General features: G+C 67.6%; 26 protein-coding genes. 12 read left to right on the top strand and 14 right to left on the bottom strand.

The window, feature by feature from the left end:
• Positions 1–110: 110 nt before the first annotated feature.
• The 4 genes from ACIBHX_RS34635 to ACIBHX_RS34620 all read left to right on the top strand — a co-directional run bounded on the left by ACIBHX_RS34635 (position 111) and on the right by ACIBHX_RS34620 (position 4226).
• Positions 111–1157, top strand: a complete 1047-nt coding sequence (locus ACIBHX_RS34635; RefSeq protein WP_397071628.1) for an FtsX-like permease family protein — start codon at positions 111–113, stop codon at positions 1155–1157.
• The gene (locus ACIBHX_RS34630) at positions 1154–1822 is read left to right on the top strand and encodes an ABC transporter ATP-binding protein (protein ID WP_397071627.1); all 669 of its coding nucleotides are present in this window, start codon (positions 1154–1156) and stop codon (positions 1820–1822) included. The genes ACIBHX_RS34635 and ACIBHX_RS34630 overlap by 4 nt, the downstream gene beginning before the upstream one ends.
• Before the next feature lie 276 nt (positions 1823–2098).
• Positions 2099–2434, top strand: coding sequence for an Lsr2 family protein (locus ACIBHX_RS34625; protein ID WP_397071626.1), 336 nt, complete (start codon positions 2099–2101; stop codon positions 2432–2434).
• A gap of 481 nt (positions 2435–2915) precedes the next feature.
• Positions 2916–4226 (top strand): aspartyl protease family protein, encoded by a 1311-nt coding sequence (locus ACIBHX_RS34620; RefSeq protein ID WP_397071625.1) that lies wholly within the window; start codon positions 2916–2918, stop codon positions 4224–4226.
• 43 nt (positions 4227–4269) lie between these two features.
• Here ACIBHX_RS34620 and ACIBHX_RS34615 read toward each other — a convergent pair whose 3' ends face one another.
• From ACIBHX_RS34615 to ACIBHX_RS34595, 5 genes are all read right to left on the bottom strand, one after another.
• Positions 4270–4671: a DUF6463 family protein gene (locus ACIBHX_RS34615; protein ID WP_397071867.1), complete on the bottom strand. Its 402-nt coding sequence runs from the start codon at positions 4669–4671 to the stop codon at positions 4270–4272.
• A 162-nt stretch (positions 4672–4833) separates the two neighbouring features.
• A complete protein-coding gene (locus ACIBHX_RS34610) occupies positions 4834–6009 on the bottom strand; it encodes a globin domain-containing protein (protein WP_397071624.1) in 1176 nt (391 codons plus the stop codon).
• Positions 6010–6109: 100 nt separating this feature from the next.
• Positions 6110–6547 carry an RrF2 family transcriptional regulator gene (locus ACIBHX_RS34605; RefSeq protein WP_397071623.1) on the bottom strand — a complete coding sequence of 146 codons (438 nt, stop codon included), beginning with the start codon at positions 6545–6547 and terminating at the stop codon, positions 6110–6112.
• A complete protein-coding gene (locus tag ACIBHX_RS34600) occupies positions 6538–8118 on the bottom strand; it encodes a WGR domain-containing protein (protein ID WP_397071622.1) in 1581 nt (526 codons plus the stop codon). Before ACIBHX_RS34600 ends, ACIBHX_RS34605 begins: the two co-directional genes overlap by 10 nt.
• A 153-nt stretch (positions 8119–8271) precedes the next feature.
• Positions 8272–8658, bottom strand: a complete 387-nt coding sequence (locus ACIBHX_RS34595; RefSeq protein WP_397071621.1) for a TraR/DksA family transcriptional regulator — start codon at positions 8656–8658, stop codon at positions 8272–8274.
• 230 nt (positions 8659–8888) lie between these two features.
• Between ACIBHX_RS34595 and ACIBHX_RS34590 the strand changes: the two genes are divergently transcribed.
• The 3 genes from ACIBHX_RS34590 (at position 8889) to asnB (ending at position 12794) form a co-directional block, all read left to right on the top strand.
• The gene (locus tag ACIBHX_RS34590; RefSeq protein WP_397071620.1) at positions 8889–9524 is read left to right on the top strand and encodes a TetR/AcrR family transcriptional regulator; all 636 of its coding nucleotides are present in this window, start codon (positions 8889–8891) and stop codon (positions 9522–9524) included.
• Positions 9525–9602: 78 nt separating this feature from the next.
• Complete coding sequence (locus ACIBHX_RS34585; protein ID WP_397071619.1) at positions 9603–10814, top strand: cytochrome P450; 1212 nt, start codon at positions 9603–9605, stop codon at positions 10812–10814.
• Positions 10815–10955: 141 nt separating this feature from the next.
• Positions 10956–12794 (top strand): asparagine synthase (glutamine-hydrolyzing), encoded by a 1839-nt coding sequence (asnB, locus tag ACIBHX_RS34580; protein WP_397071618.1) that lies wholly within the window; start codon positions 10956–10958, stop codon positions 12792–12794.
• Between the two features lie 95 nt (positions 12795–12889).
• Here the strand turns inward: asnB and ACIBHX_RS34575 are convergent, their stop codons facing one another.
• The 3 genes from ACIBHX_RS34575 to ACIBHX_RS34565 form a co-directional block, all read right to left on the bottom strand.
• On the bottom strand, positions 12890–13318 hold the full coding sequence (locus ACIBHX_RS34575; RefSeq protein ID WP_397071617.1) for a cupin domain-containing protein: 429 nt from the start codon (positions 13316–13318) through the stop codon (positions 12890–12892).
• Between the two features lie 32 nt (positions 13319–13350).
• Entirely contained in the window at positions 13351–14106 is a 756-nt protein-coding gene (locus ACIBHX_RS34570; protein WP_397071616.1) for an SDR family oxidoreductase, read from the bottom strand.
• 273 nt (positions 14107–14379) lie between these two features.
• A complete protein-coding gene (locus tag ACIBHX_RS34565) occupies positions 14380–14778 on the bottom strand; it encodes a VOC family protein (protein WP_397071615.1) in 399 nt (132 codons plus the stop codon).
• Between the two features lie 92 nt (positions 14779–14870).
• On the opposite strand from ACIBHX_RS34565, the gene ACIBHX_RS34560 reads away from it, so the two are divergent.
• A complete protein-coding gene (locus tag ACIBHX_RS34560) occupies positions 14871–15872 on the top strand; it encodes a helix-turn-helix transcriptional regulator (RefSeq protein WP_397071614.1) in 1002 nt (333 codons plus the stop codon).
• A gap of 76 nt (positions 15873–15948) precedes the next feature.
• Here the strand turns inward: ACIBHX_RS34560 and ACIBHX_RS34555 are convergent, their stop codons facing one another.
• The 5 genes from ACIBHX_RS34555 to ACIBHX_RS34535 all read right to left on the bottom strand — a co-directional run bounded on the left by ACIBHX_RS34555 (position 15949) and on the right by ACIBHX_RS34535 (position 21202).
• Positions 15949–18333, bottom strand: a complete 2385-nt coding sequence (locus ACIBHX_RS34555; RefSeq protein WP_397071613.1) for a cellulase family glycosylhydrolase — start codon at positions 18331–18333, stop codon at positions 15949–15951.
• A 176-nt stretch (positions 18334–18509) separates the two neighbouring features.
• Positions 18510–18998: a hypothetical protein gene (locus ACIBHX_RS34550; protein ID WP_397071612.1), complete on the bottom strand. Its 489-nt coding sequence runs from the start codon at positions 18996–18998 to the stop codon at positions 18510–18512.
• A 384-nt stretch (positions 18999–19382) separates the two neighbouring features.
• Entirely contained in the window at positions 19383–19691 is a 309-nt protein-coding gene (locus tag ACIBHX_RS34545) for a hypothetical protein (protein WP_397071611.1), read from the bottom strand.
• 290 nt (positions 19692–19981) lie between these two features.
• Positions 19982–20422 (bottom strand): hypothetical protein, encoded by a 441-nt coding sequence (locus ACIBHX_RS34540; RefSeq protein ID WP_397071610.1) that lies wholly within the window; start codon positions 20420–20422, stop codon positions 19982–19984.
• A gap of 327 nt (positions 20423–20749) precedes the next feature.
• On the bottom strand, positions 20750–21202 hold the full coding sequence (locus ACIBHX_RS34535; RefSeq protein WP_346114098.1) for a VOC family protein: 453 nt from the start codon (positions 21200–21202) through the stop codon (positions 20750–20752).
• A 494-nt stretch (positions 21203–21696) separates the two neighbouring features.
• Between ACIBHX_RS34535 and ACIBHX_RS34530 the strand changes: the two genes are divergently transcribed.
• The 3 genes from ACIBHX_RS34530 (at position 21697) to ACIBHX_RS34520 (ending at position 24205) form a co-directional block, all read left to right on the top strand.
• Positions 21697–22317 carry a transposase gene (locus ACIBHX_RS34530; RefSeq protein ID WP_397071609.1) on the top strand — a complete coding sequence of 207 codons (621 nt, stop codon included), beginning with the start codon at positions 21697–21699 and terminating at the stop codon, positions 22315–22317.
• Between the two features lie 374 nt (positions 22318–22691).
• A protein-coding gene (locus tag ACIBHX_RS34525; RefSeq protein WP_397071608.1) for an IS5 family transposase occupies positions 22692–23514 on the top strand; the annotation gives its coding sequence in 2 pieces (ribosomal slippage) (positions 22692–23275 and positions 23274–23514; 825 coding nt in all).
• Between the two features lie 85 nt (positions 23515–23599).
• Positions 23600–24205, top strand: a complete 606-nt coding sequence (locus ACIBHX_RS34520) for a hypothetical protein (RefSeq protein WP_397071607.1) — start codon at positions 23600–23602, stop codon at positions 24203–24205.
• Positions 24206–24571: 366 nt separating this feature from the next.
• Here the strand turns inward: ACIBHX_RS34520 and ACIBHX_RS34515 are convergent, their stop codons facing one another.
• The gene (locus tag ACIBHX_RS34515) at positions 24572–24994 is read right to left on the bottom strand and encodes a nuclear transport factor 2 family protein (protein ID WP_397071606.1); all 423 of its coding nucleotides are present in this window, start codon (positions 24992–24994) and stop codon (positions 24572–24574) included.
• A 382-nt stretch (positions 24995–25376) separates the two neighbouring features.
• On the opposite strand from ACIBHX_RS34515, the gene ACIBHX_RS34510 reads away from it, so the two are divergent.
• Positions 25377–25556, top strand: coding sequence for a hypothetical protein (locus ACIBHX_RS34510; protein WP_397071605.1), 180 nt, complete (start codon positions 25377–25379; stop codon positions 25554–25556).
• Positions 25557–25740 lie beyond the last annotated feature (184 nt).

Raw genomic sequence — 25740 nt, 5'->3', positions numbered from 1 at the left:
CGTACAAAAGATGTATTTGCGGGCGACCGAATGAGGGAAGCCGCGCGGGCATGCCGGGCAGCAGGCTGGAGCGCGTTCGTTTCGACAGCTATACATCGGGGGTTCGCGCCGTGTTCGTGGCGCTCAGAGATCTACGTTTCGCCAAGGGAAGATTCGCCCTGATGGGCGCGGTCGTCCTGCTCATCACGCTGCTGGTGACGATGCTGTCCGGCCTGACCGCAGGGCTGGCACGGGAGAACATCTCCTCGATCACCGGCCTGCCCGCCGACCAGATCGTCTTCTCCGGCGACCAGAAGCCCGCCTTCGCCGACAGCCGTATCACCGAGCCGCTCTGGCGGGAGTGGCAGCGGGTCACCGCCGTGGAACGGCTCGGCATCACGATGGGCCGCCTCTCGCAAGGGGGTGCCGCCGCGATCTTCGGCGTCGAGCCCGGCGGCCGCCTGGCCGCGGCGGCCGGGCCCGTGGGCAGCGGCAACGTCGTGCTGTCCGCCGCGCTCGCCGAGGAGAGCAGGCTGGCCGTCGGAGACCGGGTGCAGCTGTACGGCCGCGACTTCACCGTCTCCGGCACCAGCGCCGCGGCCTCCTACAGCCACACCCCCGTCGCCTGGATCGGCATCGACGACTGGCTGCCGATCGGCCGCCAGTCCGGAGCCGACACCGTGGCCACCGTTCTCGCGGTGGGCACAGGACAGGACTTCTCCGCCGCCGACGACCGGCTGGGCACCACGACCGTGCCGCTGGCCGACGCGCCCGCCGCGATCGGCTCCTACTCCTCGGAGAACGGCTCCCTGCAGCTCATGCGGGGGTTCCTGTTCGCGATCTCCGCGCTGGTCATCGGTGCCTTCTTCACCGTGTGGACGATCCAGCGGCGCGGGGACGTCGCGGTGCTGAAGGCGCTCGGCGCGAGCAACGGATACCTGCTGCGCGACGCGCTCACCCAGGCCGTGCTCGTGCTGCTGCTGGGCGCGGGGATCGGCGGCGCGCTCGGCGCAGGCGCGGGCGCGCTGGCCGAGGGCACGGTCCCGTTCGTCCTGTCGGCCGCCACCACCGTCCTGCCCGTCGCCGTGATGATCCTGCTCGGCGCCGCCGGCGCGGCGCTGGCCATCCGCAAGATCACCTCCGTCGACCCGCTGACCGCGCTGGGAGCGTCCCGATGACACTGAAGCTCGCCGACATCGTGCTGACCTACCCCGACGGCGACGGTACGGTGACCGCGCTCGACCGCGTCGAGCTGGCTGTCGCGCCCGGCGAGTTCACCGCCGTGGTCGGCCCCTCGGGTTCGGGCAAGTCGAGCCTGCTGGCTGTCGCCGCCACCCTGGTCACCCCCACCGCGGGAAGCGTGGCCGTGGCCGGGCACGAGGTGACGGGCATGAGCAGGGAGGCGAGGACCCGCATCAGGCGCGAGCACATCGGCATCGTGTTCCAGCAGTCCAACCTGCTGGCCTCCCTCACCGCGCTCGACCAGCTGCTCGTCATGGCCGACCTGTCCGGCCACTCGACCAAGAAGGCGGCGGCCAGGGCCCGCGACCTGCTACGGGCCGTCGGCCTGGAAGACAAGCGGGATCGGCGGCCACACCAGCTGTCGGGCGGCGAGCGGCAGCGGGTCAACATCGCCCGTGCGCTCATGAACGAGCCCGAGGTACTCCTTGTCGACGAGCCGACCAGCGCGCTCGATCACCAGCGCGGCGCCCAGATCGTGGCCCTGCTGGCCGACCTGACCCGGCGGGAGGGCCTGGCAACCGTACTGGTCACGCACGACCTGGCGACCCTGTCGGCGGTGGACACCGTACTGACGATGACCGACGGCAGGCTAGGAGCGTGAGGAGGCGCGCCAGAGCTTGACGATGTGAGTGCCGAGTCGCGGGCGGCGTGCCAGGAACCCTGGGCCCTGGACAGCGGCACGCGCGAACCCCCGTCACCAGAGTGCTTGGGGCTAGGCTCCCTTAGCTGTCTCGCTAGACTCATGGCGCATTCATGCGAGGCCAGGACGGCCAGTCAGTCGTAGCGGCCAAATTTCTGGAAAGCCGGTAGATGGTTTGATGCCCACATGAAGGCGCTACAGTACTGCTAACGTGTAGCGAAATTTGGAGTACCAGCTATGGCCAAGCAGATTGTGACGACCTTCGTCGATGACATCGATGGCACGGAAGCCGAAGGAACAACGTCCTTCGCCATCGACGGCACGAATTACGAGATCGATTTGTCCGGTGGAAACCGCGACAAGCTGGAGAAGGCCTTGGCGCCCTACATCAACAAGGCGCGCGCCGTCCGCGCAGAGCGCACCCGTGGCCGGCGACTGGCCAGCGCAGGTCGTGCGATGAGCCGCGAGACGTCCGCGGAGATCCGGCAGTGGGCCAAGGCCAACGGCCTGCCGGTTAGCGAGCGGGGTCGCATCGCCTCCACGATCGTGGAGCAGTATGAGGCAGCCCACTAGGGAACATCGATCCATGAGAAGGACTCCCTCCATGACAAAGGGAGTCCTTCGTCGTTTCGTGATGTTGTCGGATTTGTACTGAACTTCCATCGACACTCAGGCAGGAAGTCATCAGCTGATCCATCCAGGCCGGCTCAGCAGGTGATGCACGTGCGTGACGGCGGCAGACGTATAAAACCTCTATTGCCTTGACTGTGCCGACGCTTCACGGGTTGGTGAAGTCGACCATCCTCAAGATTTGGAATGATCACGACCCCAGCGTTTCCGCCACTCAACCTACGGCCACACAGGGAAATGCACAGCACATGGCGCAATGGCGCGTTCCACTTCGATCTGTACCGCAGTGGTGACCACCTCTTACGCGCCGATGGAGAACTGATGTGAGCCGCCTGCGAAGCATCGACCACAGCCTTTCGGCGACCGGAGTGCGTGCGGGAGCGGAAACGGCCAGGAAACACGGCCGGAGCTTCAATGGGCAGCCATGACCATAGATCGACGGAGTTTCCTGGCGCAGGCGGGTCTGACGACCGGCGCCGCGATGCTCGCACTGTTGCCGGGCGAGTCCGCGTCGGCCATTTCGCCCCTCGGCGGCGATCCCGACCAGCTCTTCAAGGCAGGCAAGTTCGTCCAGGCCGACCGGGCCTACGCGCGTCTGCTGCGCGAGAATCCGGCCGATGCGCGGGCGCTGGCGCAGCGCGGGCGCATCGCGTTGCTGTCCAACCGGTTTGAGCAGGCGGACCGATTCCTGGCGGAGGCCGTACGGCTGGCTCCCCGCGACGCCTTCGCCAAGCGGCAACTCGCCGAGTGCCACATCCGCCAGGACGACCTGCCACCCGCGGTGCCGCTGCTGCGCGGCACCGGAGAGGAGACCGACGCCGCGTTCGCCGACCAGTACGCGAGCGTGACCGGCGCCCCCTACCGGCTCCAGGGTGCGCAAGCGACCCGGCTTCCTTTCGTCTGTGTCGATCCGCTGCCCTGCGTCCGGGTCTCGGTGAACGGTGCCGAGCCGCAGCCCTTCCTCATCGACACCGGTGCCACCCTGGCCCTATCCAGCGCGACGGCCGAGCAGGCCGGTCTGCGCGCGGTGTCCACCAGCACCACCCATCCCGCCGGGCAGACCCTCACCACCTACCACGGCGTCATGCGATCGCTTGGACTGGGCGACATCACGCTGGGTACCGTCCCCGTGGTCTGGTACGAACTGCGCATGCCCAGCCTGCCGGATGGCACCCAGCCGGCCGGTGTCATCGGCACCACGCTGCTCTACCACTTCATCGCCACCATGGACTACGCCGGCCAGGCGCTCGTCTTGCGGCGCAAGACCGCCGCGCAGGCGCGCCAGGCCTGGGCGGTGGCCGCGCGAGGGGGCTCCGACCGCCTGCCGCTGTGGCTGGCGGGCGATCACGTGCCCTGCACGCTGGGCAGCGTCAACGACTACGGGCCGCGCGTGGCCTCGGTCGATACCGGCGGCATGGGCATGGGCATCATGATGACCGAGGAGAACGCCAAACGGGCCGGCGTCGAGATCGACTACGACCACCCACAGGGCTCGGGCGGGATGACCTCCTACCCGATCACCCCGGCCCGGATCGGCCTGGGACGGGCGGTCGGCAAGAACGTCCCGGGCGTTGTGGGCGCCTGGCCGTGGCTCGACCTGTTCGGCTTCGAGACAGTCGGCAACTTCACCCACGAGTTCCTCAAACCCCGCGCTATCACCTTCGACTACGCCAACATGAATCTCTACGTCACAGCCAAAGCCCCCACCACCAAGGAGCGGCAACCGAGGCGGTAGCGCAGCGGAGACGGAGAGGAAGCTCGCGAGGTGGCCGAGACGGTCATCCCTGGTGTCGAGGAGTGGGGTTTCGTCTGGCGGTGATGTTCGCCGCGATGAGCAGCCCCGCGGGGACGGCCGCGGAAAGGAATCCGCTCGGTCCGATCAGGCTGACGGCCAGCGCTCCCCAGGCGAGGAGCACCCAGCCGACATATCCGGGTACGTGTTGTCCCTGCCGCCCCGCCCGCGCCACCAGGAGCCCAAGCAGCACCAGCACCACGACGAACCCACCGGGCAGCGCCCAGAACGTCGCCACCGACTCGCTGTCCGCAACGCCGTTGCGGAGGTCCCCGGCGAGCCAGCTGGCCCAGGGCGCGAGGAGGGCGAACATGACGGTGTGTGCCAAAGCGATCAGGATCATGGTTCGGCCGGCCCAGATCGTGAGCCGGCTCGGGCGCGCGGCCAATGCAGGTGGACCGGCGGCGGATGTGGTGCTCATGGTTGCCAGCTTCTCCAGGCCGCGATCTGACGCACTCCCTCACGGGAGGGATGTGGCTCCCCCGCTCGGGGGAACAGCGCACATACGGCGGGGGGTGTTCCTCGCTGGAGGAAGGCGTTCGGGGCGCCGTCAGGCCGCGGCGATCCACAGGTCGGGGCCGAAGACCTCGTAGTGGATGTCGCGGGGGGCGGCGCCTGCGTTGATGAGCTGAGCACGGAGATCGCGCATGAACGGCAGTGGCCCGCACATGTAGACGACGGCGCCCTCGGGAAGCTCGACGTCGGTCAGGTCCATGCGGCCCGTACGGGCGCCGCCGTACTCGCCCTGCTCGTACCAGAAGATGCGCCTGGCCTCGGGCAGCTCGTCGGTCAGGCGCTCCATGTCCATCCGGAGCGGGTGGTCGGCCTGGGAGTAGTCAGCGTGCAGGAGCAGAACCCGCCGCGTGGCGCCGGTGAGGGCCAGGTGCTGGAGCATCGCCGTGATCGGGGTGCAGCCGATGCCGGCGGACACGAGGACGAGCGGCGCGTCGCCGTTGTCGAGCGCCAGGTCACCGTACGGTGCAGACAGGGTGAGCTTGTCACCCTCCTTGACGGTGGCGTGCAACAGCGAGGACACCTCACCCTCGCGGACCCGCTTGACCGTGATGCGGCGCGTGCCGTCCTCGCCGACGCCGGAGAGGGTGTACTGGCGCAGCTGGTGCACTCCGTCGTCCATCCGCGCTCGGACGCTGACGTACTGGCCGGGCAGAGCGGGCGGGACGGGCTCGTCGCCGAGCGGGCGGAGCACCAGGGACATGACGTCGGGCGTCTCCTCGTGCCGCTCGAAGACCTGCCACTGCCGCCAACTGCGGCCGTCCTGGGCGCCGGCGGCCTCGTAGATACGGGCCTCCATGGCGATCAGAGCGCCGGCCATCAACCAGTAGACCTCGTCCCAGGCGGCGGCAACCTCGGGGGTGACGGCATCACCGAGCACCTCGGCGATGGCGCCGAAAAGATACTTGTGGACGATGACGTACTGGTCGTCGGTTACGCCGACTGCCGTGTGCTTGTGCGCGATCCTGGAGAGCAAGGCGTCCGGGCGCTCGTCGGGGTGCTCGAGCAGCATGCCGGCGAAGGCGGCGATGGAGCCGGCCAGAGCCTTGCGCTGCTCGCCGCTGCGCTGGTTGCCCCTGTTGAACAGGCCGTCCAGCAGCTCGGGGTGATCAGCGAACATCGTCTCGTAGAACCTCGCGGTGATCGTGTCGAGCGACTCCCCGACGACGGGGAGCGTGGCGCGGATGACCTCTGCGGTTTCCCCGGACAACATGTGAACCTCCTGGTGCAGGGCAGCGCAAAATCAGCCCCAAGAAAAATTGGAATCTCAGATACATATTAAAAGCGACACCGGCGGCCCCTCCGCCGGGGGGTCACTCAGAGAAGGGCAAGGACAGCAGGACCGGCCCGGTCGGCGACGCCACCAACGAGGCGATCGTCACGCTGTCGAGTGAGGCGTAGAAGGCCTCTTGCGCCTGGCGCAGGGCCGCCCGCAGGCGGCAGGCCGCGCGCAGGGGGCAGGGCGGATCGTCGTCGCAGCCGACCACGTCCCCGGCGCTCTCCAGGCTGCGGACGATCTCGCCGACGGACGCCGCACGTCCTTTCTCGGTGAGCTGAAGGCCGCCGCCTCGGCCCCGCCTGGCCTCCACCACGCCCAGTTCACTCAGGCGCGCCACCGCCTTGGCGGAGTGGGAGTACGGCACCGCCAGCATGTCGGCCACCACGCGGGTGGTCAGAAGCTCATCCCGGTACGCCACGGCCAGCCGCATCACGATGCGCAGTGAGATGTCGGTGAAGGCGGTCAGACGCATGCCATAACGGTAGGCGCTGCCGGACACGCATCGAGCATGATCCCGGCGAAGAACTCCTGCCCCGGCCGGACGGAACGCCAGTTGTCCCGCTCGCCCGGCCCCCACACCACGGTCGGCTCATCGGCACACACCAGATCACTCACCACGACCGGCTTGCGGGCCGTACGCGGTCGGGTCCAGGGCGGGCTGACCAGCACCTCGGGCAGGGCCTCAAGCGGAGCGGTGGCAACGGTCGCGGCGGTTACGATCTTGTTGATCCGTTCAGCGGCGGCATCACCGACGCTCGCAAGCACCTCGGCCACCAGGTCGGGATGGGCCAGCACGTGGGCGCGCAGCAGCAAGTCCACGGCCTTGCCACCGGAATTGGCCAGCATCCGCATCGCCCGGCGCGGGAAGCGGGCCGCCGCGCGCAGGAAGGCCGGCTCGGTGTACTTGTGCTCGATCCGGTCGAGGAGGGCCTGCATCGCCGTGTCGGTCGGCAGTTCGGCGAGCATACCCAGCAGCCGCCGCTGGCTTTCCGCGTCGTAGACCTCGTCGAACCATCCAGTCAGCACCGGCACGGCGGCGTCACCCATACCGTCGACGACCGTGGCGGGCAGAGCGAGGGAGTGCATCACGGAGTGACCCTGCACGTGGCTCACGATGAGCGCCGCATGCTCCGGCGTGCTGATCGCGGCGACCAGGCCGCGGGCGAGGGCCGGATTGACGCGGTTCACCTCGGCGCAGTCGGCCGCGACCCAGTCAGTCTCGGTCGGCGCCAGGTAGGAAGCCGCCACCTGATGGTGGAGCCCGCCTTCACGGCTCTCAGCCAGGGCCGCGACGACCTCGGCGTACTCGGCATCCGATGCGGTCACGAGGGCGGCACGGACCCGCGTGGCGACCTCCATCCAATTCCAGCCGAACCAATGGTTGGCGGATTCACCGGCAGCCAGCCGCCGGACTGGCAGAGCCTGATCCAGCGAGGCCAGTTCGGTCACGGCCACTGCCGCGAACACCAGGCCACGTTCGGCCAGCCAGGCTTCGGCGAACAGGGGCAGCAGCGTCCGATCGGCCCATGACAGGGACGCGGCCACCGCTTGGACAACCACGGCAGCGCCCAGCGGCGCGGCGGTGGGCTCCCCGGCCAGGTATGCCGCGCCCGCGGAGGCGATCTCCGGGTCGCGACACTCCGCCAGCGAGTCAAGGATGAGTTGCCGACGCTCGTCCAACCTTGCAGCGAGCTCCTTGGGTGCGCCCGTGTCCAGCCGCTTCACGGCGACCTTCGCTCCACCCCGCCGCGGATGAAGACTGCGCAGCCAAGCGGTCGGCATCGTCAGCCGGTCCTCATCCCCGACGCTGATCACCAGCGGGGCGACCGCTTCGTCTTCCTTGTAGCCCTTGCGTAACTTCTCTGCCACCAGTTTGTCGGCCGCCTCCGCGGCGTCGGCAGCGGAGTCGAACGACTTGACCTGTGCCTGACCGGTTGCGCCCAGCCGCCCGTACCGGATGTTCAGCTCCGTATCGTTCTGACGCACTTCCCAGAACTTCGCCGAACCGGCGCCGACATAGGTCAGCATCCGATCTGCGCTCATGCCGATACCTCCACGCTGTGTTTGATGTAGAGCTCGTCGTTCAAGCGACGGCGTCTCTCCGAGAACTCAGCCTCGTGATCTCCAGCGGCGAGTATCGCGCGCAAGACTGACAAACTGCCGACGACTTCAGGCTTGGGCTGGCGTCGGCGTGGGTCAGCGGCGACGGGAAGCGCAGTGGACGCAGGTCGTAGTAGCCGGGCGGACCATCAGGCGCTCGATGGCGATGTGTTTCCCGCATATCGCGCAGATCCCGTAGGTGCCATCGTCCAGCCGATCGAAGGCGAGGTCCAGATCGGCGAGGTGCGTCAGGGCCTGGTCGCGGAGCTCCTGGACGTGGGCCCGCTCGAAGGCAGTGGACGTTCCCTCGGGGTCGTGCTCGTCGTCGGACGCCGACATCGCCGACGATTCGACGATCGCATCCCAGTCACGGCTCAGTATGGCGACACGGGCCGTCGTCTTCTGACGGTCGGCGTCCAGCAGTTCCCGTATGGCCGCCTGCTCTGAAGGGGAAAGCACGGCTTCTGGGTGATGTTCGGTCATCACAGTTCCTCACCCTCCAACCACGCTACTCGCCACGCACACCCGGGAAGTGCGTCATCGATACGAGCTCTGAAACGCACGGTGTTTGCGGCGAGCCACCACACCGCCAAACCAGAGCGGATAGATCGCCGGCGCGGCCAAGGCCATGACGAGAGTAAGGATGTATACGGGCGGTAGGCGAAAGGCTACGGTGCACTCAATACAGCGCGAGCAGAAAGGGGACGGGCGCGATGTCGAGCGACGATACGGCCTCCGCCCGGCGGGAAGCACGCGGGCTCCGTAAAACCCCGCTGAGCAATCCCGATCGGCGCCGGGAGGTGCTGGATGCCGTCCTCGCGCTGCTGGCCGAGGTGGGCTACGAGCGACTGACCATGGACATGGTCGCTCAGCGTGCCCGAGCCAGCAAGACCACGATCTATCAGCGATGGCCGACAAAGGCCCGCCTGGCGGTGGCGGCCCTGGAGCAGCACCGGCCAGAGATCATTGACCACGACACCGGCTGCCTTGTCGAAGACCTGCGGCACCTGCTCACCGTGTGGTTCGCCGGCTGGACGCAGCTCGACCGCGGATTGGCGATCGCCCTGCTGGAAGGCAGCAGAACCGATGCAGAGCTCGCCCGCCTGCGTCGGGAACGACTGCGCACCCCGCTACGTCAGGCCGCCCAGGCGATCCTGGAACGCGCACGTCAGCGCGGGCAGATCCCCGACGGCGTCGATGCGGAGCTTCTCGTGGAGATGCCGTTGTCGCTGCTGCTCATGCAGGTGCTGATCGAAGGCGAAGAACCCGGCCGTGCGCTTGTCGACCGGGTGGTGGACGGGGCGCTGGCTCCGCTGCTCGGCATGACATCACGTGAACCTGGCCAGTAAGGACAGGGATTGTACGAATAGTACGAAGGCGTACTGTGGAGTTGTGAGCACCACCGCCGGATGAAGCGGAGCCACTCCATGAACGCAGCCCAGCCATTGACCGTGACCTTGCCCACGCAACGCAGCTGCCCGTTCGATCCGCCTTCGCAATATCAGAGCCTGCAGCAAGAGCAGCCCATCGCCCCGCTGGGGTTCCCCGACGGCAGCGTGGGCTGGCTGCTGACCCGGCACAAGGACGTCCGCGCGGTGCTGGCCGATGACCGCTTCAGCTCCGACCGGACAAGGGCTTCCTCCCCCATACGCCGCACCTTGTTCCGCCCCGAGGACAGCCCGGGAATGCTGCTGAACATGGACCCCCCGCAACACACCCACTACCGGCGCATGCTCACCCGCCACTTCACCGTGCGCCGGATGCGCGCCCTGACCCCGAGGATCGAGCAGATCGTCGCCGACCACCTCGATGCCATCCAGGCGGCCGGTCCTCCAGTGGACCTCGTCCCAGCCTTCGCCAGGCCGATCCCCTCGCTGGTCATCTGCGAGCTGCTCGGCGTGCCCTATGCCGACCGGGACGGCTTTCAGCAGCGCACCGCCACCCTGCTCAGGCTCGACACCCCCGAAGACGAGGCGCGGCAGGCCCGCACGGCGCTGCGCCAGTACATGCGCGACCTGGTCGCCGCGAAACGCGAGCAGCCCGACGACGCCCTGCTCAGCACCCTGATCCAGGCAGGGCAGGACCCGCAGACGGCGCTGACGGACGAGGAACTGGCCGGCATCGGCCTGCTGCTGCTGGTCGCGGGCCACGAGACCACCGCCAACATGCTGGCCCTGGGCACGTACACCCTGCTGCGCCACCCCGACCAGCTGCATGCCCTGCGCGAACATCCCGAAAGTATCGAACGCGCGGTCGAGGAGCTCCTTCGCTATCTGACCATCCTGCAGTTCGGCCCGGTCAGGGTCGCCCGCCAGGACGTCGAGATCGGCGGCGAGCGCATCCGCGCTGGGCAGACCGTGGTGCTGGCCCTGGCCGCCGCCAACCGCGACCCCCATCAGTTCGCCCACCCTGACGAGCTCGACCTGGCCCGCGAACCCTCCCAGCACGTCTCCTTCGGACACGGCGTTCACCAGTGCCTGGGCCAGCAACTGGCTCGCGTCGAGATGCACGTCGCCTTCCCCGCGCTGCTGCGGCGCTTCCGCGGCCTTCGCCTGGCCGTAGCGCCGGAGCAGGTCCCGATGCGCGACGACATGTTCATCTACGGCGTGCATGCCCTGCCCCTCACCTGGGACAGCTGAACACGCCATGAAGATCCACATCGGCCGCCTCGGCGCCAGGCAGACCACGACCACGACCGCGCCCGCCGTACGGCACCCAAACAACGACACCCCTATGTAGGAACTCCTCACCCCTGCCAGCGACCGAATCGGAGGGCGACTGTGTGCGGTATCGCGGGATGGATCTCTTATCAGCGGGATCTACGCGCAGAGCAGGCGATCGTGGATGCGATGACGGAGACAATGGCCTGCCGCGGCCCGGACGACCGCGGCACCTGGATCCAGGGCCACGCCGCGCTCGGCCATCGACGGCTGGCCGTCATCGACCTGCCGGGCGGGCGGCAACCCATGAGCATCCAGGCCGCGGGAACCACGACGGTCATGGTCTACTCCGGCGAGGTCTACAACTTCACGGAGCTGCGGCAGGAGCTCGCCTCCCGAGGCCACCGCTTCACCACCGACTCCGACACCGAGGTGGTGCTGCACGGCTATGTGGAGTGGGGCGAGGCCGTCGCCGAGCGGCTCAACGGCATGTACGCCTTGGCCATCTGGGACGCACGCGAGCAGAAGCTCGTCATGATCCGTGACCGGATGGGCATCAAACCCTTCTACTACTACCCCACCCCCGACGGGGTGATGTTCGGTTCCGAGCCCAAAGCCATCCTCGCCAACTCTCTCGCCTCGCGCACCGTGACGCTGGACGGCCTGCGAGAGACGTTCGCGTACGTCAAGGCCCCTGGCCATGCCATTTGGCAGGGAATGCGCGAGGTCGAGCCGGGCACTGTGGTCACCGTCAGCCCGGAGGGCATCCGGACCCGTGTCTACTGGTCGCTGCAGACCCGGCGGCATCCCGACGACAGGGACGCCTCCATCGCCCGGGTGCGGGAGCTGCTGGAGGACATCATCCACCGCCAGCTCGTCGCGGACGTACCGCGCTGCACCCTTCTCTCCGGCGGCCTGGACTCCTCGGCCATGACCGCCCTGGCCGCCCGCCAGCTCGCCGCGGCCGGGGAGAAGATCCGCAGCTTCGCCGTCGACTTCGTCGGCCAGAGCGAGAACTTCATCCCCGACGACCTACGCGGGACCCCGGACGGTCCCTACGTCCACGATGTGGCCAGCCACTCCGCGACCGAGCATCAAGACATCATGCTCGAGTCCGATCAACTGGCCGACCCTGAGATACGGGCCCGCGTGATCCGGGCCCGGGACCTCCCCATCGCCATGGGCGACATGGACGCCTCCCTGTATCTGCTGTTCAAGGCCATCCGGCAGCACTCGACAGTGGCCCTGTCGGGCGAATCCGCCGACGAGGTGTTCGGCGGCTACCAGCAGTTCTTCGACCCCGCAGCCCGCGCCGCCGACACCTTCCCCTGGCTGGTGCGCTTCCGGCAGCACTTCGGCGACGACGACAGCGTCCTCACACAGGACTTCACCAAGGCCCTCGATCTCGCTGCGTACGTACAGGACAGCTACCGCCAGGCGGTGGCCGGAATCCAACGCCTCGACGGCGAAAGCGACTTCGAGTTCCGGATGCGGCAGATCTGCCACCTCCACCTCACTCGGTTCGTCCGCGTCCTGCTGGACCGTAAAGACCGCATGAGCATGGCGGTCGGGCTGGAAGTCCGCGTGCCGTTCTGCGACCACAGGCTGGTGGAATACGTTTACAACACTCCTTGGGAGCTGAAGTCGTTCGACGGCCGGGAGAAGAGCCTGCTGCGCGAGGCCACCGCCGACCTGCTACCCCGCTCGGTATACGAGAGGGTGAAGAGCCCCTACCCCTCCACCCAAGACCCCGCATACGCCGTAGCACTGCAGAACCAGGCCAAGGACCTCCTGAGCACCCCGTCGCACCGGGTGTTCGACCTGATCAGCCGCGAACGGCTCGCCCGGGCCACCGCCAGCACGCCCCAGATCAGCCAGGCGTCCCGGCGCGGCCTGGAGATGGCCCTCAACCTCGCTCTATGGGTCGACCTGTATTCTCCCGACCTGACGCTCAGCTGAGCTGCGGCGCCATCGATCTTGTCCAGGAAGCCGCAGCGTCCTCCGGGTGGCTTCCGGTCGAGGACGTGTCGTCATGGTGTGACCATCGCATCCGCTCAGGACGGACGCGGGGCACGGCGGTCCTGGCGCTGGGCCAGCTCTTCCTCGTCCACCAGGGTGAGCATCGGCTTGCCGGGCTCGCACAGCATGGTGACGGTGAACCGGACCCGGACATCGTCGCGGTTGTTGCCGTCCTGGTAGTGGATGACGTCGCCGCCCGGCTCCCAGAACGCCTCTCCAGCGCGTACGATCCGCTCCGGCTCGCCTTCCAGCTCAAACAGCATCTCGCCCTCCAGCACGTAGCCGAACGCCGGCCCGCAGTGCCGATGCGGCGGAGTGCCCGGGTCGCCGGGCGGATACTCGATGACCACCGTCATCGCGTGCGCTCCCTCCGGGATGAAGGGCGGCACGGCCTCCTGCACCACAGTGAGCGCCGTCTGCCATTTCGGCTTGGCCCCGGTGATCGTCGGGTCGATATCGGGCATGGGATTACCTTTCGTGACGGGGTGAGACACCCCTACCTCTTGGGCGCGGTCCGGCCGGGCCAGTCGCTGTAGCGGATCCGACCGAGGATCGCGTCGTCGCCCGGCACCAGGGAGCGCTCGGTCAGCTCGGATCCGAAATAGTGCGCGTGCGGGTCGGTGACCACTTCGCGCGGGTCACCCCAGGCGGCCAGGGCGTCGCGGAAGAAATCGTCCATCCTGGACTGCTCGGGCCCGGCCACCTCGACCCTTCCGTTCAACGGCGAGCCCACCGAGATCCGGCCGACCGTCTGAGCCACGTCGTCGCCCGCGATGGGTTGGAACAGCACATGCGCGATCCGGACCTTGCCGTCGTCCGTCGCCTCGTCGGCGATGCTCCGGGTGAACTCGTAGAACTGGGTGGCGTGCACGAGCGAGAACGGGATCCCCGACTTCTCGATCAGTTCCTCCTGCGCGATCTTCGCCCGGAAATAGCCGTTCTCTGGCATCCGCTCGGTCCCCACCACCGACAGCGCCACATGGTGACCGACGCCGGCCGCCTTCTCCGCGGCGAGCAGATTGCGCGTGGAGGTCTCGAAGAACTCCAGCACCGCGGCGGGCTCGAAGGACGGGGAGTTCGACACATCGATCACCACTGAGGCGCCCGTCAGCACCTCGGCCAGGCCTTCGCCGGTGAGGGTGTTGACGCCGGTGTTCGGCGACGCCGCCACCGCCTCGTGACCGTGCTCGCCCAGGTTCGCCACCAGCTTCGACCCGATCAGCCCGGTCCCGCCGATTACTACGATCTTCATGACAAGCCTCCCTGCTCCGCCGGCGCCCCTGTTGCCAGCCGGTCGCCGTCCAAGACAGGGCAGCCTCCGGGCTTGTGACAACCGACGTGAGATTCTTTTGACGTCAGTGCCATACCTACCCACTGACCTGCGGCGACACTGAATCGAATGCACCGTCCGGGGTAGCGCCGTGGGTCCTGGCCGAAGCGACTGCGCACGTACGGCCTGGCCGTCCACTTCCAGCACCGCGACGTCGCAACCGGGGACGTGACACGTGGCGGCGGGATCAAGCCATCAGCGAGCGAACTTCTCGATGGCGGCTGGGGTGACAGGGGTGAAGAAGTTGACGAGGTTGCCGTCGGGGTCGCGGAACAGCAGCGCGCGGTTGCCCCACGGCATCGTGGTGGGCTCATTGACGAAGTCCTCCACGAAGACGGTCAGCTTCTGGTGAACGCTGTCCACGTCGTCGACGAGAAACTCGATGATGACGCTGCGGTTGTCGGCCGGGCGGGCGGCACCAGGCGCGAACAGCGGGACGGTGCGGGTGCTGCCGATCGCGAGGGTGCCCGATGTGGTCCTGAGCTCAGCGAAGTCCTCGTTGGCCCAGATGGCCTGCACTCCTGTGGCTCGTTCATAAAAGTCGACGAGGCGGGCGACGTCGCCCGTGATGATGCGGGTCGAGACGAAGTTCATGGTGATCTCCTTGTCCGTAGGGCCGTTCTCCACCGCACGCTAGGACAAATACTGGACAAAAACGGTCCAGTATTCTCGCTAAGTTGTGTGACATGGCTCGACCTACACATCGCGTGCTCACTCTGCTGGAGCTCCTGCAGTCGGGCGGCATCCGGACGATGGCCGAACTCGCCGACCGGCTCGGCGTCGACGAGCGCACGGTGCGGCGGTACGTGGACCACCTGATCGACCTCGACGTGCCCGTCGAGTCGGTACGCGGCCGCTACGGCGGCTACCGTCTCGCCTCCGGCTACCGCATGCCTCCGCTCATGCTGAGCGACGACGAAGCGCTCGCCGTACTGCTCGGCCTGGTCGCGGGTCGGCGAGCCGGCTTGATGACGGCCACGGGCACGGCGAGCGAGACGGCAGCGGCCAAGATCCGGCGGGTGCTGCCCGAGCGGCTCGCCCGCAGGCTCGACACCGTGCTCGAATCCCTCGCCTTCACGGCTCCGCCCGGCGAGTCAGCCGCCCCGGAGACCGCGGTCCTGCTCTCGATCGCCGATGCGGTGCACCATCACCGGCCGATCTCGATCCGGTACACCGCCGCCGACGGCCGGCGCAGCGAACGCACACTGCACCCGTACGGGCTCGTCGCTCATTCGGGCAGGTGGTACGTGGTGGGTGCGGATCCCGCAATCGGCGAGGACCGGACGTTCCGGCTGGATCGCATCGCCGGTGCGAGGACCCTGCCCGGCTCGTTCGAGCCGCCTGCCGGAGTCGATCCGGCCGAGCGCGTCCTGGCAGGGCTCGCCACAACTCCGTACCGGCATGAGGTGACTCTGCGCATCCAGGGGACAGCCGAGCAGATCCACGCCCGACTGCCCGCCAGCGTCGCGATCGTGGAAGAGTCGCCGTCCGCGAGCAGCGTAGATTCGGAGACTGAGCACTGGTCCCGCGTCGAACTGCGCGCGGACCGGCTCGACTGGTTGCCTGCCGTGCTCGCGTCGCTGGACCGACCGTTCGTCATCGAACGACCGGACGAACTCCGCCACCTCGTCGCGGCGCTCGCCAGCCGCCTCGCGCATTCGGCCCGGCGAAGCCCGCCTCGCGTATGACGGACATGTCGTGCCGCATCAGATCGGTGGGAGTGGCCAGGCTCACGATCAACCGATGCTCAACATGTCAATACAGCTAGCGGTTTGCCGTCAGGGTGTAGGCGCCCTGGGTGCAGCCGGTGATGCGCCAACCGCCGGGTGTCTGACGGGTGGCGACGTCCGTGAGGCCGGTGCCGCGGACGACCGGTCGGGTGGCGCCGGGGAACCAGATGTCGAGGCCGCATCCGGTGCCCTCGCCCTGGGCCGTGAGGGTCGCCTGGTCCGAGGTGAGGCCGGTCAGGTGGCCGGGGGCGGAGCGGGGGTAGGGGCGTGAGAGCTCCGCGACGTATTCGGGGGTCGGGGGCAGGTCCTTTCCGGTGGCGCAGTCCTCGATCATGAGGTTGCCGCCGGTCTTGGCGTCGGCTCCGGCGTGGGCGTCGCCGCAGGACTGCTTCCAGACCCAGAACGCGCCGCCGATGCGGTGCCGATCCTCTTGGTCGGTGTATCTCGTGATCGGGGCCGAGGCGGGGTCGCCGAACCAACCCCACTCCCCCGACCAGAGCCCGGCGCCGTAGTACGCCGCCGCCCGGCTCGCCAGGTCGAAGCCGCGCTCGATGCTCGTGATGGTGAGGCCGGTGCCCTGGTCGATGGTGATCGACTCGTTGTAGAGGTGGGGAGCGAAGACGAGCAACCGGTCATCGGTGAAGTCCTTGGGCACCGAGACCTCGAAGCCGAGCCCCGACCAGAGCACGGACGGCTCGAAGAAGACCAGGTGCGGGAAGCCACGCTTCTCGCCCGCCCTGATGGCCTTGATCGCCCGGTTGTAATAGCGGCCGAGCAGGACGCCGGAGGTGATCGGCGGGGCCTCTCCGAAGCCGGGCTCGTTCAGCAGGTCGTATCCGGCGACCATCGGCTCGCTCGCGAACCGCTCCGCCAGCATGCCCCAGGCGGCGACCAGGCGAGTCTGGATGCCGTCCCTGTCCTGGTAGAAGTTGGTGAAGGCGCGGGCGACGGCCGGGGAGATATCGCGTCCGGTGAACTCGCACTTGGGGGCGCCGTCGAAGCGGTCGGCCCAGGTGGGGGCGCCGTCCCAGCCGTGCATCGGGGAACCGTTCTCGCAGGTGGTGCCGGGGGCGGCGTTGACGCCCTTGCCCCAGGCGTCCTGGTGCATGTCGATGACCGTACGCAGGCCGTGCTTGGCCGCGGTCTCGACAGCCCAGGAGATCCTGGCGAGGTAGGCCGGATCGTAGTGGCCAGATTGCGGTTCCAGGGCTGACCAGGACAGGGCGAGACGGATGACGTTGAAGCCCATCTGCTCCATGCCGGCGAAGTCGGCCTCGGTGAGCGACCGCGTCACCGACTTGTCCGGAAATTTCTGGAAGTAGTCTTCGAGCTGGTTGACGTTCACGCCACGCAGCAGCACCTCGTTGCCGTTGGCGTCGACGATCCTGCGCTCGGCTGAGAGCGTCAGGCCCTTGGTGCGTGGTGGCTGCGCGGTGGTGGTGCCAGGCTGCAGGAGCGGTACGGCTAGCGCCGCCACGGCCACGACTGCCGCCAGCCGTACCGGCGCAGTGAAGGCGACCCCTAGATGGCGCGTTGGGAGGAGCGCGACGAAGGTTGCCGTTGCGAGGGCGAGGAGGGCACCGAAGGAGAGCGCGGGAGCGAGGCGGAGCATGATCGCCGGCGCCCAGAACGTGTCGCCGCCCGCCAGGTCGCCGGGGAGCCCGATGGCCACTTCGACCAGGCCCAGCGTCGCGGCCGCTCCCAGCGCGGAGATCCCGGCCACGACGGCCCGCGGCGACGTGGTGCCACTGAGCCAGCGGTCCAGTGCCCAGGTCACCACGCCCAGCAGGGTGACCGCGGCGAGGCAGCCCAGCGGTCCCGCCTCGGGCGCCGGAGCCAGCAGGGAGTCACCGATGGCGTATCCGACGGGTGAGCCGCCCCACCACACCCCACCGACCAACGCACCCAAGATCACGGTCACCCCCGCCGCCACCCACCCCGGCCCCACGGCCGGTCCATTGCCCGATCCTGGGGAGATCGAGCTTGAAGCGGCGGGGCGGCGGCGTAGCAGCTGGGTGAGCCAGGTGGCTGCCAGGACCGGCAGACCGAAGACCGCCGCCTTGACGCCGGTGAAGCCGGTCGACCACGCCAGGTAGACCACATCGCCGAAGGCCATCACCAGCGACATGACCAGCTTGGCCACCATCGCCGACCACACCACCGCTCCCCACACCAGCAGTGCCGTACGCAATGGAGCACGCCCGCGCGCGACCACCCACGCCAGCGCCCCGACCCCCACCAGCAGCAGCGGGACATAGACGGCCGGCGCGGCCACCTGCCAGAGCCCTGCGACGGGTAACAGGTCGGCGCCCGTCCACGTGTACGGCGCGGCCAGCCCCGAAGGGTCCGACACCGCCCCCAGCACGATGACGGCGGCCAGCACCACGACGGCGATCGGCGACAGCCAGCGGTTCCTCATAGTGTCGGCGACCATACATGAGCTCTGTTCACATATGAAGAGCCAGATCCGCAACAGAGCAGAAGATCACCCGGACCCAGGACGCATCCGATCTCGCACTCCCGCAGGATCCGAACGTGCGACCGTCGGAATCGACTGCGGCGTGGGGTGCTGTCCTGGTCGGCTCACAGCGGTAACTACCCGCCGTACAAAGAGACTCGTTCGTCCTTGTCGTGGTCCACTTCCTCCGCCAGGAACAGGTCGCGGCGCCACGGCTCGTGTGCGAGGTTGACGGTCCATTGCTCGTAGTACCACTGGGTGCTGTAGCCGCTGAAGCGGAAGTTGGCCCGGTAGCGCGCACGCTCTCCTGGGTGGAGCATGAACACCTGGCCGGGGTGACGGTTGGTCGGGTACGCGGCCCGCACCGGAGTTCGCCCCACTTCAACCGCTGTTCCAGACAGCTGGAACCGCAGCCCGTTGAGCTGCGCGGGGAATGAATGACTGACGACCGCAACGGTGGGCGCGTATCCCATCCGTTCGTCGACGAGAACATCGTGGACGATCAGCGGCGCATCCGGCATCGGAGGCAGCTCGAACGCCGAGGGAATTTCGCGTCGACGCGTGGCCTCCGCGGCGCCACGCGCTTGCTTGGTCCACCGAATCACGATCCGCTGCACGATCACCATGCCGTCCCCCATCGGATCTGTCGAGCAAGCGTGGATAGTAGCCCAGCCGCATCAGCAGCTCGGATCTTGCCCGTCCTGATCCGTTCAACCCGGACCAACGTGGCCCGGCGGTCCCGGTAGAACGGGCTTGTACGTTGATAGGCCGCCGACGCGTAGCCCTCGCCTCCGGATCAGGTCCCCTGACGAACGCCGCGCAGGATGCGGGCGATCAGCGCCGGCATGGCGAGCACGACGGCCAGGATGCCAACGGCCACTGTCCGCCCCGGCCAATGACGTGCTCTGGTCCACCGGATGATTAAGACTGTCGCCGAAATCACGACCATAGAGTCGCCGATCTGCCGGATATCGGGGACCGACCACACCCACCCACGGCCTTACATTGCCTTACCTGCTCAGGTCCGCCCGGCTCACCAGCAGCGGAATGAGCCGATCGCGCCATGTGGCTAGATGGACGGTGCCGCTTGACATCCCGCCGTGGGCGAACTCCTCCCGAAACACGGACTCTTCCTCCGCCGTCCGCAGATCAACGCCCACCACCGCGAGGAACGCTCTGACCAGCAGTTCCTCGACCTCCTCGGCATCCCCGGGAACGGGCGTCATCGTGAGATGGTCCCGGAGAGCGGCCCACACGTACGGGTCGCCCCGCAACCCCCAGGTGTCGGGTTTAGGAGAGAACAGCCTGGCCATCGTCATGGCATGCATGATCCTGCATCCCGCGGGTCAGTGGGCGGTAGTGCTGCGCCCGCCGGTTCAGAAGATATCGTCCCAGGCCTGGGCAGTGGTGTCGTTGCACCGCCAGATCAGCTACCACCTGGAACGTCCAGGAGTGGCGGGTTGTCTCCGACCACACCCGCCAGCGCCGAGGATGCCCTGATAGCGCCCCGGGAGCACATCGCAGTCATGACGGCTCGGCGCCCCTCATGATTCTGGTGATGTTCTCTGCATGGAAGCCCGAGAGTGGAATTCTCTCGGGCTTCCGACCTTCAGGCCAACAGCTCCCGCCGAGCCTCTGAATATGACTTCTCCGGGGCCAGCAGGGACATCTTGTCAAAGAAACGCAGCCCAGCTTCCTTTAGGGAATTCAGCAGATCTGCCGCTGACGCACTCGACTTCCTGACTTCCTCGCCAATTGTTGCGAAGATCACGATACGTGACCCCGCAGTCCGGAAAGAGAGCTTGATTGGCTGGTCCGGGAAATAAGTTTCCACATAACCCGTCGAACGCACCCGCGTGATCATCTCGGCGATGTAGCACCAGAGCTGGTCAACATAATCCCATTCCTCAAGTCCAATGATCTCCAACCCGTCAATGGATATGCGAATGGCGCCCTCGATGTAATCGAGATCTGACGGAGGAATGCGGCAGGCTTCCGCCTGCACGAAGCCTCCGCCTGGAACCTTCAGAAACGTATCGATTTCTATCACGCTATAGACCTATCCCCGGGCCAGACATCGATCACCTCCGCCGCTAAGGTGCCCGTCGAAGTTACCGTTCCGGAGACGGATATCTCAGCAGCCGGCAGGGGGTATCAAGCACACCGACAACCGACGGTGTTGCACGTGGCGCTAGAAGATAAGTCAGCGAGGTAAAGGCAGACCGCGACCACCTTGTCTTGCCCTCACCAGCGCCGCCGACGCCGCGAGCCTGCCCGCGCCGCCCGCGCCGTGGTGCGACGCCCGCGCCTGGCTAGTGCGAGGATGATCCGCTGACCTCGGCATGCGCCGCCCGCGCCCGTCCCCGGCCGGACGGGATCACGCGGGCGGGTCGGCGTAGACATCGTGCAGCATGCCGGTGGCCTGGCCGACCTCGATGAGGTGCCCGTCCGGGTCGCGCATGTAGCAGCGGATCTCGGCCTTGCGGTCGATCGGCTCGGTGAGGAACCGGGCGCCGAGCGACGTCGCGTGCGTATGGAAGGCAGCGATGTCGGCGACGCGGACGTTCATGAACGCGGTCACCGGGTCGCCGGGCTCGGGCGCCCGCAGCGTGACGTCCGGTTTGTCCGGGGTGGGGCCGCCGCCGGGGTTCATGATGATCCACGTGTTGGCGACCTTCACGATCGCCGGGTTCTCTTCAAGGACAACCTCGCCGCCCAGGACGTCCGCGTAAAACGCGCGCGAGCGGGCCACGTCCCGGACAGTCAGGAAGTGCGTGACTACGAGCCCCTCGACGGGCGCGGGCAGTTGTTCGCGGTCGACCATGCTCATCCCCTCACAGGTTGTGGTGCGCTTTGTGCGCCCAACGTGCGGGGTCGGCTCCAGGGCGTCCCGATCCCAGTGGGCGACCTCGGCAGCGGCCTCGTTGCAAAGTGTCGCGGGTCTCGTGCGAGTCGGCCACTCGCAGCCGCGGCCAGACCTGCCGCCCCATCGCCGTCCCCCTCGGCCGGATCGGTCGTGCGCCGTTCTCGCGCAAGGGGGTCATGCCCGGCCGGACGGGGGGTTAGTCAGGATGCGAACGTCACATCTCCACCACGTGCCACAGGAACTGCCACGCACCAAGTCGGACGAGATCAGCGAGTGGATGCGCCAGCAATCCTCCGGCGAACCCGGCAGGCCACCCTCGGCCTGAAAACTGGTTCTATCACCACATCAGCTAGATGCGGTCGGTACCGCCCTCAGCAGCACTTACAACGCGAAGCTGCCCTGCACCTTCCCACCTGTGCGTCAGGAAGTGCGGAGTCACCGCCACGCAATTACGAAGGGTGATCGAGCGGCTGATCGCGGCTGGCCAGTGGCGCGACGGCGACCCGGACGTGCTCATCGTGACCGACGCCGGCTACGACAGCACCCGCCTGGACTACGTCCTGCGCGACCTGCCCGTCGAACTGCTCGGACGCATCCGATCCGACCGGGTGCTGCGCCTGCCCGCCCCACCGCGCCGCTACGACCCCAAGGGCGGCCGACCGCCCAAGCACGGCGGCGAGTTCGCCCTGGCCAACCCCGCCACCTGGCCCGAACCCGCGGTCACCACCACGACCGACACCACTCACTACGGCAAGGCCGAGACCAGCGCCTGGGACCGGCTTCACCCCCGGCTCACCCACCGCGCGGCCTGGCTCGATCACGAGGGCGAACTGCCCCTCATCGAAGGCACCCTGATCCGGTTGAAGGTCGAACACCTGCCCGGCGACCGTGACGCCCCGCCGGTCTGGCTCTGGTCCTCCAAGACCGGCGCCACCGACGCGGACGTGGACCGCGCTGGCAGGCGTTCCTGCGCAGATTCGACCTCGAACACACCTACCGCTACTGGAAACAGACCCTCGGCTGGACCCGGCCCAAGCTCCGCGCTGCCCAAGCCGCCGACCGCTGGACCTGGCTACTGATCATCGCCCACACCCAGCTGCGCCTGGCTCACCGCCTGACCAAAGACCTGCGTCACCCCTGGGAGAAACCGGCCTCGCCGGGTCAGCTCACCCCCGCCCGGGTCCGGCGCGGGTTTCGGAACCTGCGTCCCGCGCTTGCCCAGCCGGCCGGTGCACCCAAACCCTCCAGGCCCGGCCCCGGACGCCCACCCGGCATCCCCAACCGCCGGCCAGCACCCCGCTTCGACGTCGGCAAAACCGTCAAACGCGGCCGCACCCTCGCAGCACTACAACAATCTGGAGGATAAAGAACAAGCTAAGTGCGTGTTTGAGAAGATCGTTCATATTGGGCGTGGCGGCGTGACGACTGGCGCAGATGCCGTCAGGGTGGCCGGATGCCCCCAGATCGCTACCCCTCGGACCTGACCGACGCGCAGTGGGAGCTGATCGAGCCCTTACTTCCCGAGCTGAACACCGGCGGGCGTCCGGAGAAGCATCCGCGGCGGGAGATTGTCAACTCCATCCTGTATGTGGTGCACTCGGGCTGTCCGTGGCGGTACCTGCCCACCGATCTGCCGCCCTGGCAGACCGTGTACTGGTACTTCCAGCAGTGGGAACAGGCCGGCGTCACCGAGACGCTACTGGCCGAGCTGCGCATCGAAGCGCGCCGCCAGGCCTGCCGCGCCGATGAACCGTCGGCCGGCATCATCGACTCCCAGAGCGTCAAGGGCGCCGACACCGTCGGGCGCGACAGCCGCGGCTACGACGCAGGCAAGAAGATCAACGGCCGCAAGCGGTTCATCATCACCGACACCACCGGCCTCCTCGTCACGGTCGCCGTGATGGCCGCCAGCTGGCAAGACCGCGACGGCGCCAAGACCGCCCTGCTGCCGGCGTACCTGACCACCCCGATCCGGCACGTCTTCGCCGACCAGGGCTTCGCTGGACGCCTGGTGGACTGGGCCCGCGACACCCTGCACCACGTTGGAGATCGTGCGCAAGCCCGCCGACCAGTGCGGCTTCAACGTCATCTCCCGCAGGTGGGTGGTAGAGAGGACCTTGGCGTGGCTGACCGCCTGCCGTCGCCTGGCACGCGACTACGAACGTGACCCCGCTGTCTCCGAGGCGATCATCCGCTGGGCCGCCATCGCCGGCATCGCCCGCCGCCTCACCCGAGGAGGACCCGCTCGACGCCAACCTCGCTACATCTGCGGCTGACGGACCACACAAACGATATTCGCAAAACACGTACTCATCCCCGCACATGTCCTCATTGCCCACCGTGCAACCGCAAGGAGTATTCATGTTCCAGCCTGGCGCCCGCCTGGAGTTCGTCTCCGCTGACGGGCCCATGCGTGAGCCGGTGACCAAGATCGGCGGGCAGCCGGTGTGGTTGGAGGAGCCGCAGTGGCCATTCTCGCGTTTCACTGGCGAACCCATGCAGTTCTTGGGCCAGTTCACGCTCGGCGGCGGCCGCCTGGCTTATGTGTTCATGGGCGATGAAGATCTCTGCGGGCTACCCGAGGGTAGTGAAAACGCGGTGGTGGTCCAACCGGCCGGCCGTATCCCGGACTTCGTGACCGTACGGGCGCAGGCCGAGGGGCCTGCGGCATGCGTGGACCATCTGCCGCGTTTGGCGAAGGGCGACACGTCAGTGTTCCTCGGTGGCCCTGGGGTGGAGCCGGATTGGATACACGATGAGCGGTATCCGGAAAAGGGCTGGACGCTGGTGGTTCAGCTCACGTCGGAGCTGGAGGATTGGCTGCCCATCGACGGACTGACGGAGCATGGGGTATCGGAAGAGATCGCACCTTGCTATTACACCTGGGGCCGAAGCGGGTGGGGGGCAGGTTGGGCCTTCGTCTCGCCGGACGGAAAGGAGGGCCGCTTCCTATGGGATTGCGTGTGAGAAGGCTGCGGCTACCAGATCGTCGGCAGGTGTCGGCGCCCTTGACGCATTGCGAGTCGAGGATGCCCCGCCGGTGTTCGGCTCGGGAAGTAAGGGCTCGATCAGCTCCCACTGCGCGTCGGTCAGGTCCGAGGGGTAGCGATCTGGGGGCATCCGGCCACCCTGACGGCATCTGCGCCAGTCGTTACGCACGCCGAATATGAACGATCTTCTCCAACACGCACTAAACTCCGCCATGTCGTGGCGGAACATGAGCCAGAGCCGTTCGACGATGGGGCAGGCCGCAACGCTCGCGGGCCGTACGGTGCCTGAAAGTGGTCATAAAAACGAGTCGACCGCGACGTTGAGCGGCAGCGCGACGGGTTCTCAGGGTGTGTCTTCTGACTGAGCCGGTGGGGTCAGGACGTCGTTGATCAGCTGGGTGTCGGTGTACTCGGTGATCTCGGCGATCTTGCCGTCGCGCATGCGCATGATCCAGCAATACCGGTTGGGGTAGCGGTCGCCGGCCAGGGTGGTGCTGTGGTTGCGGGCCTCGATGACCACCAGATCGCCCTCGGCGACGAAGCGCTCGGCGCTGACCGTGTTGGGGCCGGTGAACTGCGCGGCCAGCGGGCCAAGGAGTTCCTCGAGTACGGCACGCTTGCCCTGGTACGTGCGCGCCCACGCGGTCGTGCCGACGATCGTCCACCGCACGTCGTCGGCCAGCGTGTCGACGAACGGCCGGCCGTTCCCCCGAGCGGTCTCGCTGAACACGTGCCGCAGCAGTTCCTTGTTCCCCTCAGCGGTCATGCAGCGAACATATCGACTGTCGATCACGGCAGCTACATCAGCTTGTCGAGCAGGTCGTCCACCAGGGCCTCGGCGAGGAACGGCATGCTGTGCCGGGATCGACCCGCAGCTGATCAGCGAAGCCCGCCGAGTCACCGGACGGGTAAACCTCCGCGGTAAACAAAGCCGTGGATATACAACCCGCACGGTATCGATATGCCAATCTCACGGTTGACGAGTATCAGCGAGCGAGCGAATAACTTGTCGTGGACAAGAGTTCCTGACGCCCCCTCGAACTGCCGAGACAGGCCGTTAAGAATTCAGCGAGAAATCGCTCACATCCCTGGGGGCAAGCTGCGACGAGCGGGTGCGGACCCGCCGGGACGACCGAAAGGAAGGTTCGATGCGCGTCGTGACCAGAATGGCCGACCGGCTCCTCGAGCTGATCGCGCCGCATACCGTGGCCCGGGCAGTCGACTGCGGCTACGAGTGCTGCGCCTACGGCAGGGCGAGGTACTGCTGCTACTACTCGGGCGGTGGCCACTCGTGTGGCTCTTGCCATATAGCCGTCTCCTACTGCTAGTGACCGCTGCACACGAGTTCGAACGCTCACGTCGCTGCGGCAGGCCCACACGGTAGCGAGCGCGAGCGGCGTGCTCGGCTTGCCGCCATGACCGCTGCCCGGCCGGGCAGCGGTCGCCTTTCTACTCGGAGGTGTGTTGTGGCCTACTTGATCGCGGTCGTGGTTCTGGTCGGTGTGCTGTGTC

Source organism: Nonomuraea sp. NPDC050536 (assembly GCF_044457685.1).
GTDB lineage: Bacteria > Actinomycetota > Actinomycetes > Streptosporangiales > Streptosporangiaceae > Nonomuraea.
This window is presented reverse-complemented; position numbering and strand designations above follow the sequence as displayed.

Excerpts from the sequence above, each read along its gene's own strand:
- ACIBHX_RS34625 (WP_397071626.1), top strand. The coding sequence starts at position 2,099 with ATGGCCAAGCAGATTGTGACGACCTTCGTCGATGACATCGATGGCACG.
- ACIBHX_RS34565 (WP_397071615.1), bottom strand. The coding sequence starts at position 14,778 with ATGAACTTCGTCTCGACCCGCATCATCACGGGCGACGTCGCCCGCCTC.
- ACIBHX_RS34600 (WP_397071622.1), bottom strand. The coding sequence starts at position 8,118 with ATGAGCGCAGATCGGATGCTGACCTATGTCGGCGCCGGTTCGGCGAAG.
- ACIBHX_RS34515 (WP_397071606.1), bottom strand. The coding sequence starts at position 24,994 with ATGACCGCTGAGGGGAACAAGGAACTGCTGCGGCACGTGTTCAGCGAG.
- ACIBHX_RS34520 (WP_397071607.1), top strand. The coding sequence starts at position 23,600 with ATGTTCCAGCCTGGCGCCCGCCTGGAGTTCGTCTCCGCTGACGGGCCC.
- ACIBHX_RS34590 (WP_397071620.1), top strand. The coding sequence starts at position 8,889 with ATGTCGAGCGACGATACGGCCTCCGCCCGGCGGGAAGCACGCGGGCTC.
- ACIBHX_RS34560 (WP_397071614.1), top strand. The coding sequence starts at position 14,871 with ATGGCTCGACCTACACATCGCGTGCTCACTCTGCTGGAGCTCCTGCAG.
- ACIBHX_RS34605 (WP_397071623.1), bottom strand. The coding sequence starts at position 6,547 with ATGCGTCTGACCGCCTTCACCGACATCTCACTGCGCATCGTGATGCGG.
- ACIBHX_RS34630 (WP_397071627.1), top strand. The coding sequence starts at position 1,154 with ATGACACTGAAGCTCGCCGACATCGTGCTGACCTACCCCGACGGCGAC.
- ACIBHX_RS34575 (WP_397071617.1), bottom strand. The coding sequence starts at position 13,318 with ATGCCCGATATCGACCCGACGATCACCGGGGCCAAGCCGAAATGGCAG.
- ACIBHX_RS34550 (WP_397071612.1), bottom strand. The coding sequence starts at position 18,998 with ATGGTGATCGTGCAGCGGATCGTGATTCGGTGGACCAAGCAAGCGCGT.
- ACIBHX_RS34595 (WP_397071621.1), bottom strand. The coding sequence starts at position 8,658 with ATGACCGAACATCACCCAGAAGCCGTGCTTTCCCCTTCAGAGCAGGCG.
- ACIBHX_RS34545 (WP_397071611.1), bottom strand. The coding sequence starts at position 19,691 with ATGACGATGGCCAGGCTGTTCTCTCCTAAACCCGACACCTGGGGGTTG.
- ACIBHX_RS34570 (WP_397071616.1), bottom strand. The coding sequence starts at position 14,106 with ATGAAGATCGTAGTAATCGGCGGGACCGGGCTGATCGGGTCGAAGCTG.
- ACIBHX_RS34535 (WP_346114098.1), bottom strand. The coding sequence starts at position 21,202 with ATGAGCATGGTCGACCGCGAACAACTGCCCGCGCCCGTCGAGGGGCTC.
- ACIBHX_RS34620 (WP_397071625.1), top strand. The coding sequence starts at position 2,916 with ATGACCATAGATCGACGGAGTTTCCTGGCGCAGGCGGGTCTGACGACC.
- ACIBHX_RS34555 (WP_397071613.1), bottom strand. The coding sequence starts at position 18,333 with ATGAGGAACCGCTGGCTGTCGCCGATCGCCGTCGTGGTGCTGGCCGCC.
- ACIBHX_RS34510 (WP_397071605.1), top strand. The coding sequence starts at position 25,377 with ATGCGCGTCGTGACCAGAATGGCCGACCGGCTCCTCGAGCTGATCGCG.
- ACIBHX_RS34610 (WP_397071624.1), bottom strand. The coding sequence starts at position 6,009 with ATGTTGTCCGGGGAAACCGCAGAGGTCATCCGCGCCACGCTCCCCGTC.
- ACIBHX_RS34585 (WP_397071619.1), top strand. The coding sequence starts at position 9,603 with ATGAACGCAGCCCAGCCATTGACCGTGACCTTGCCCACGCAACGCAGC.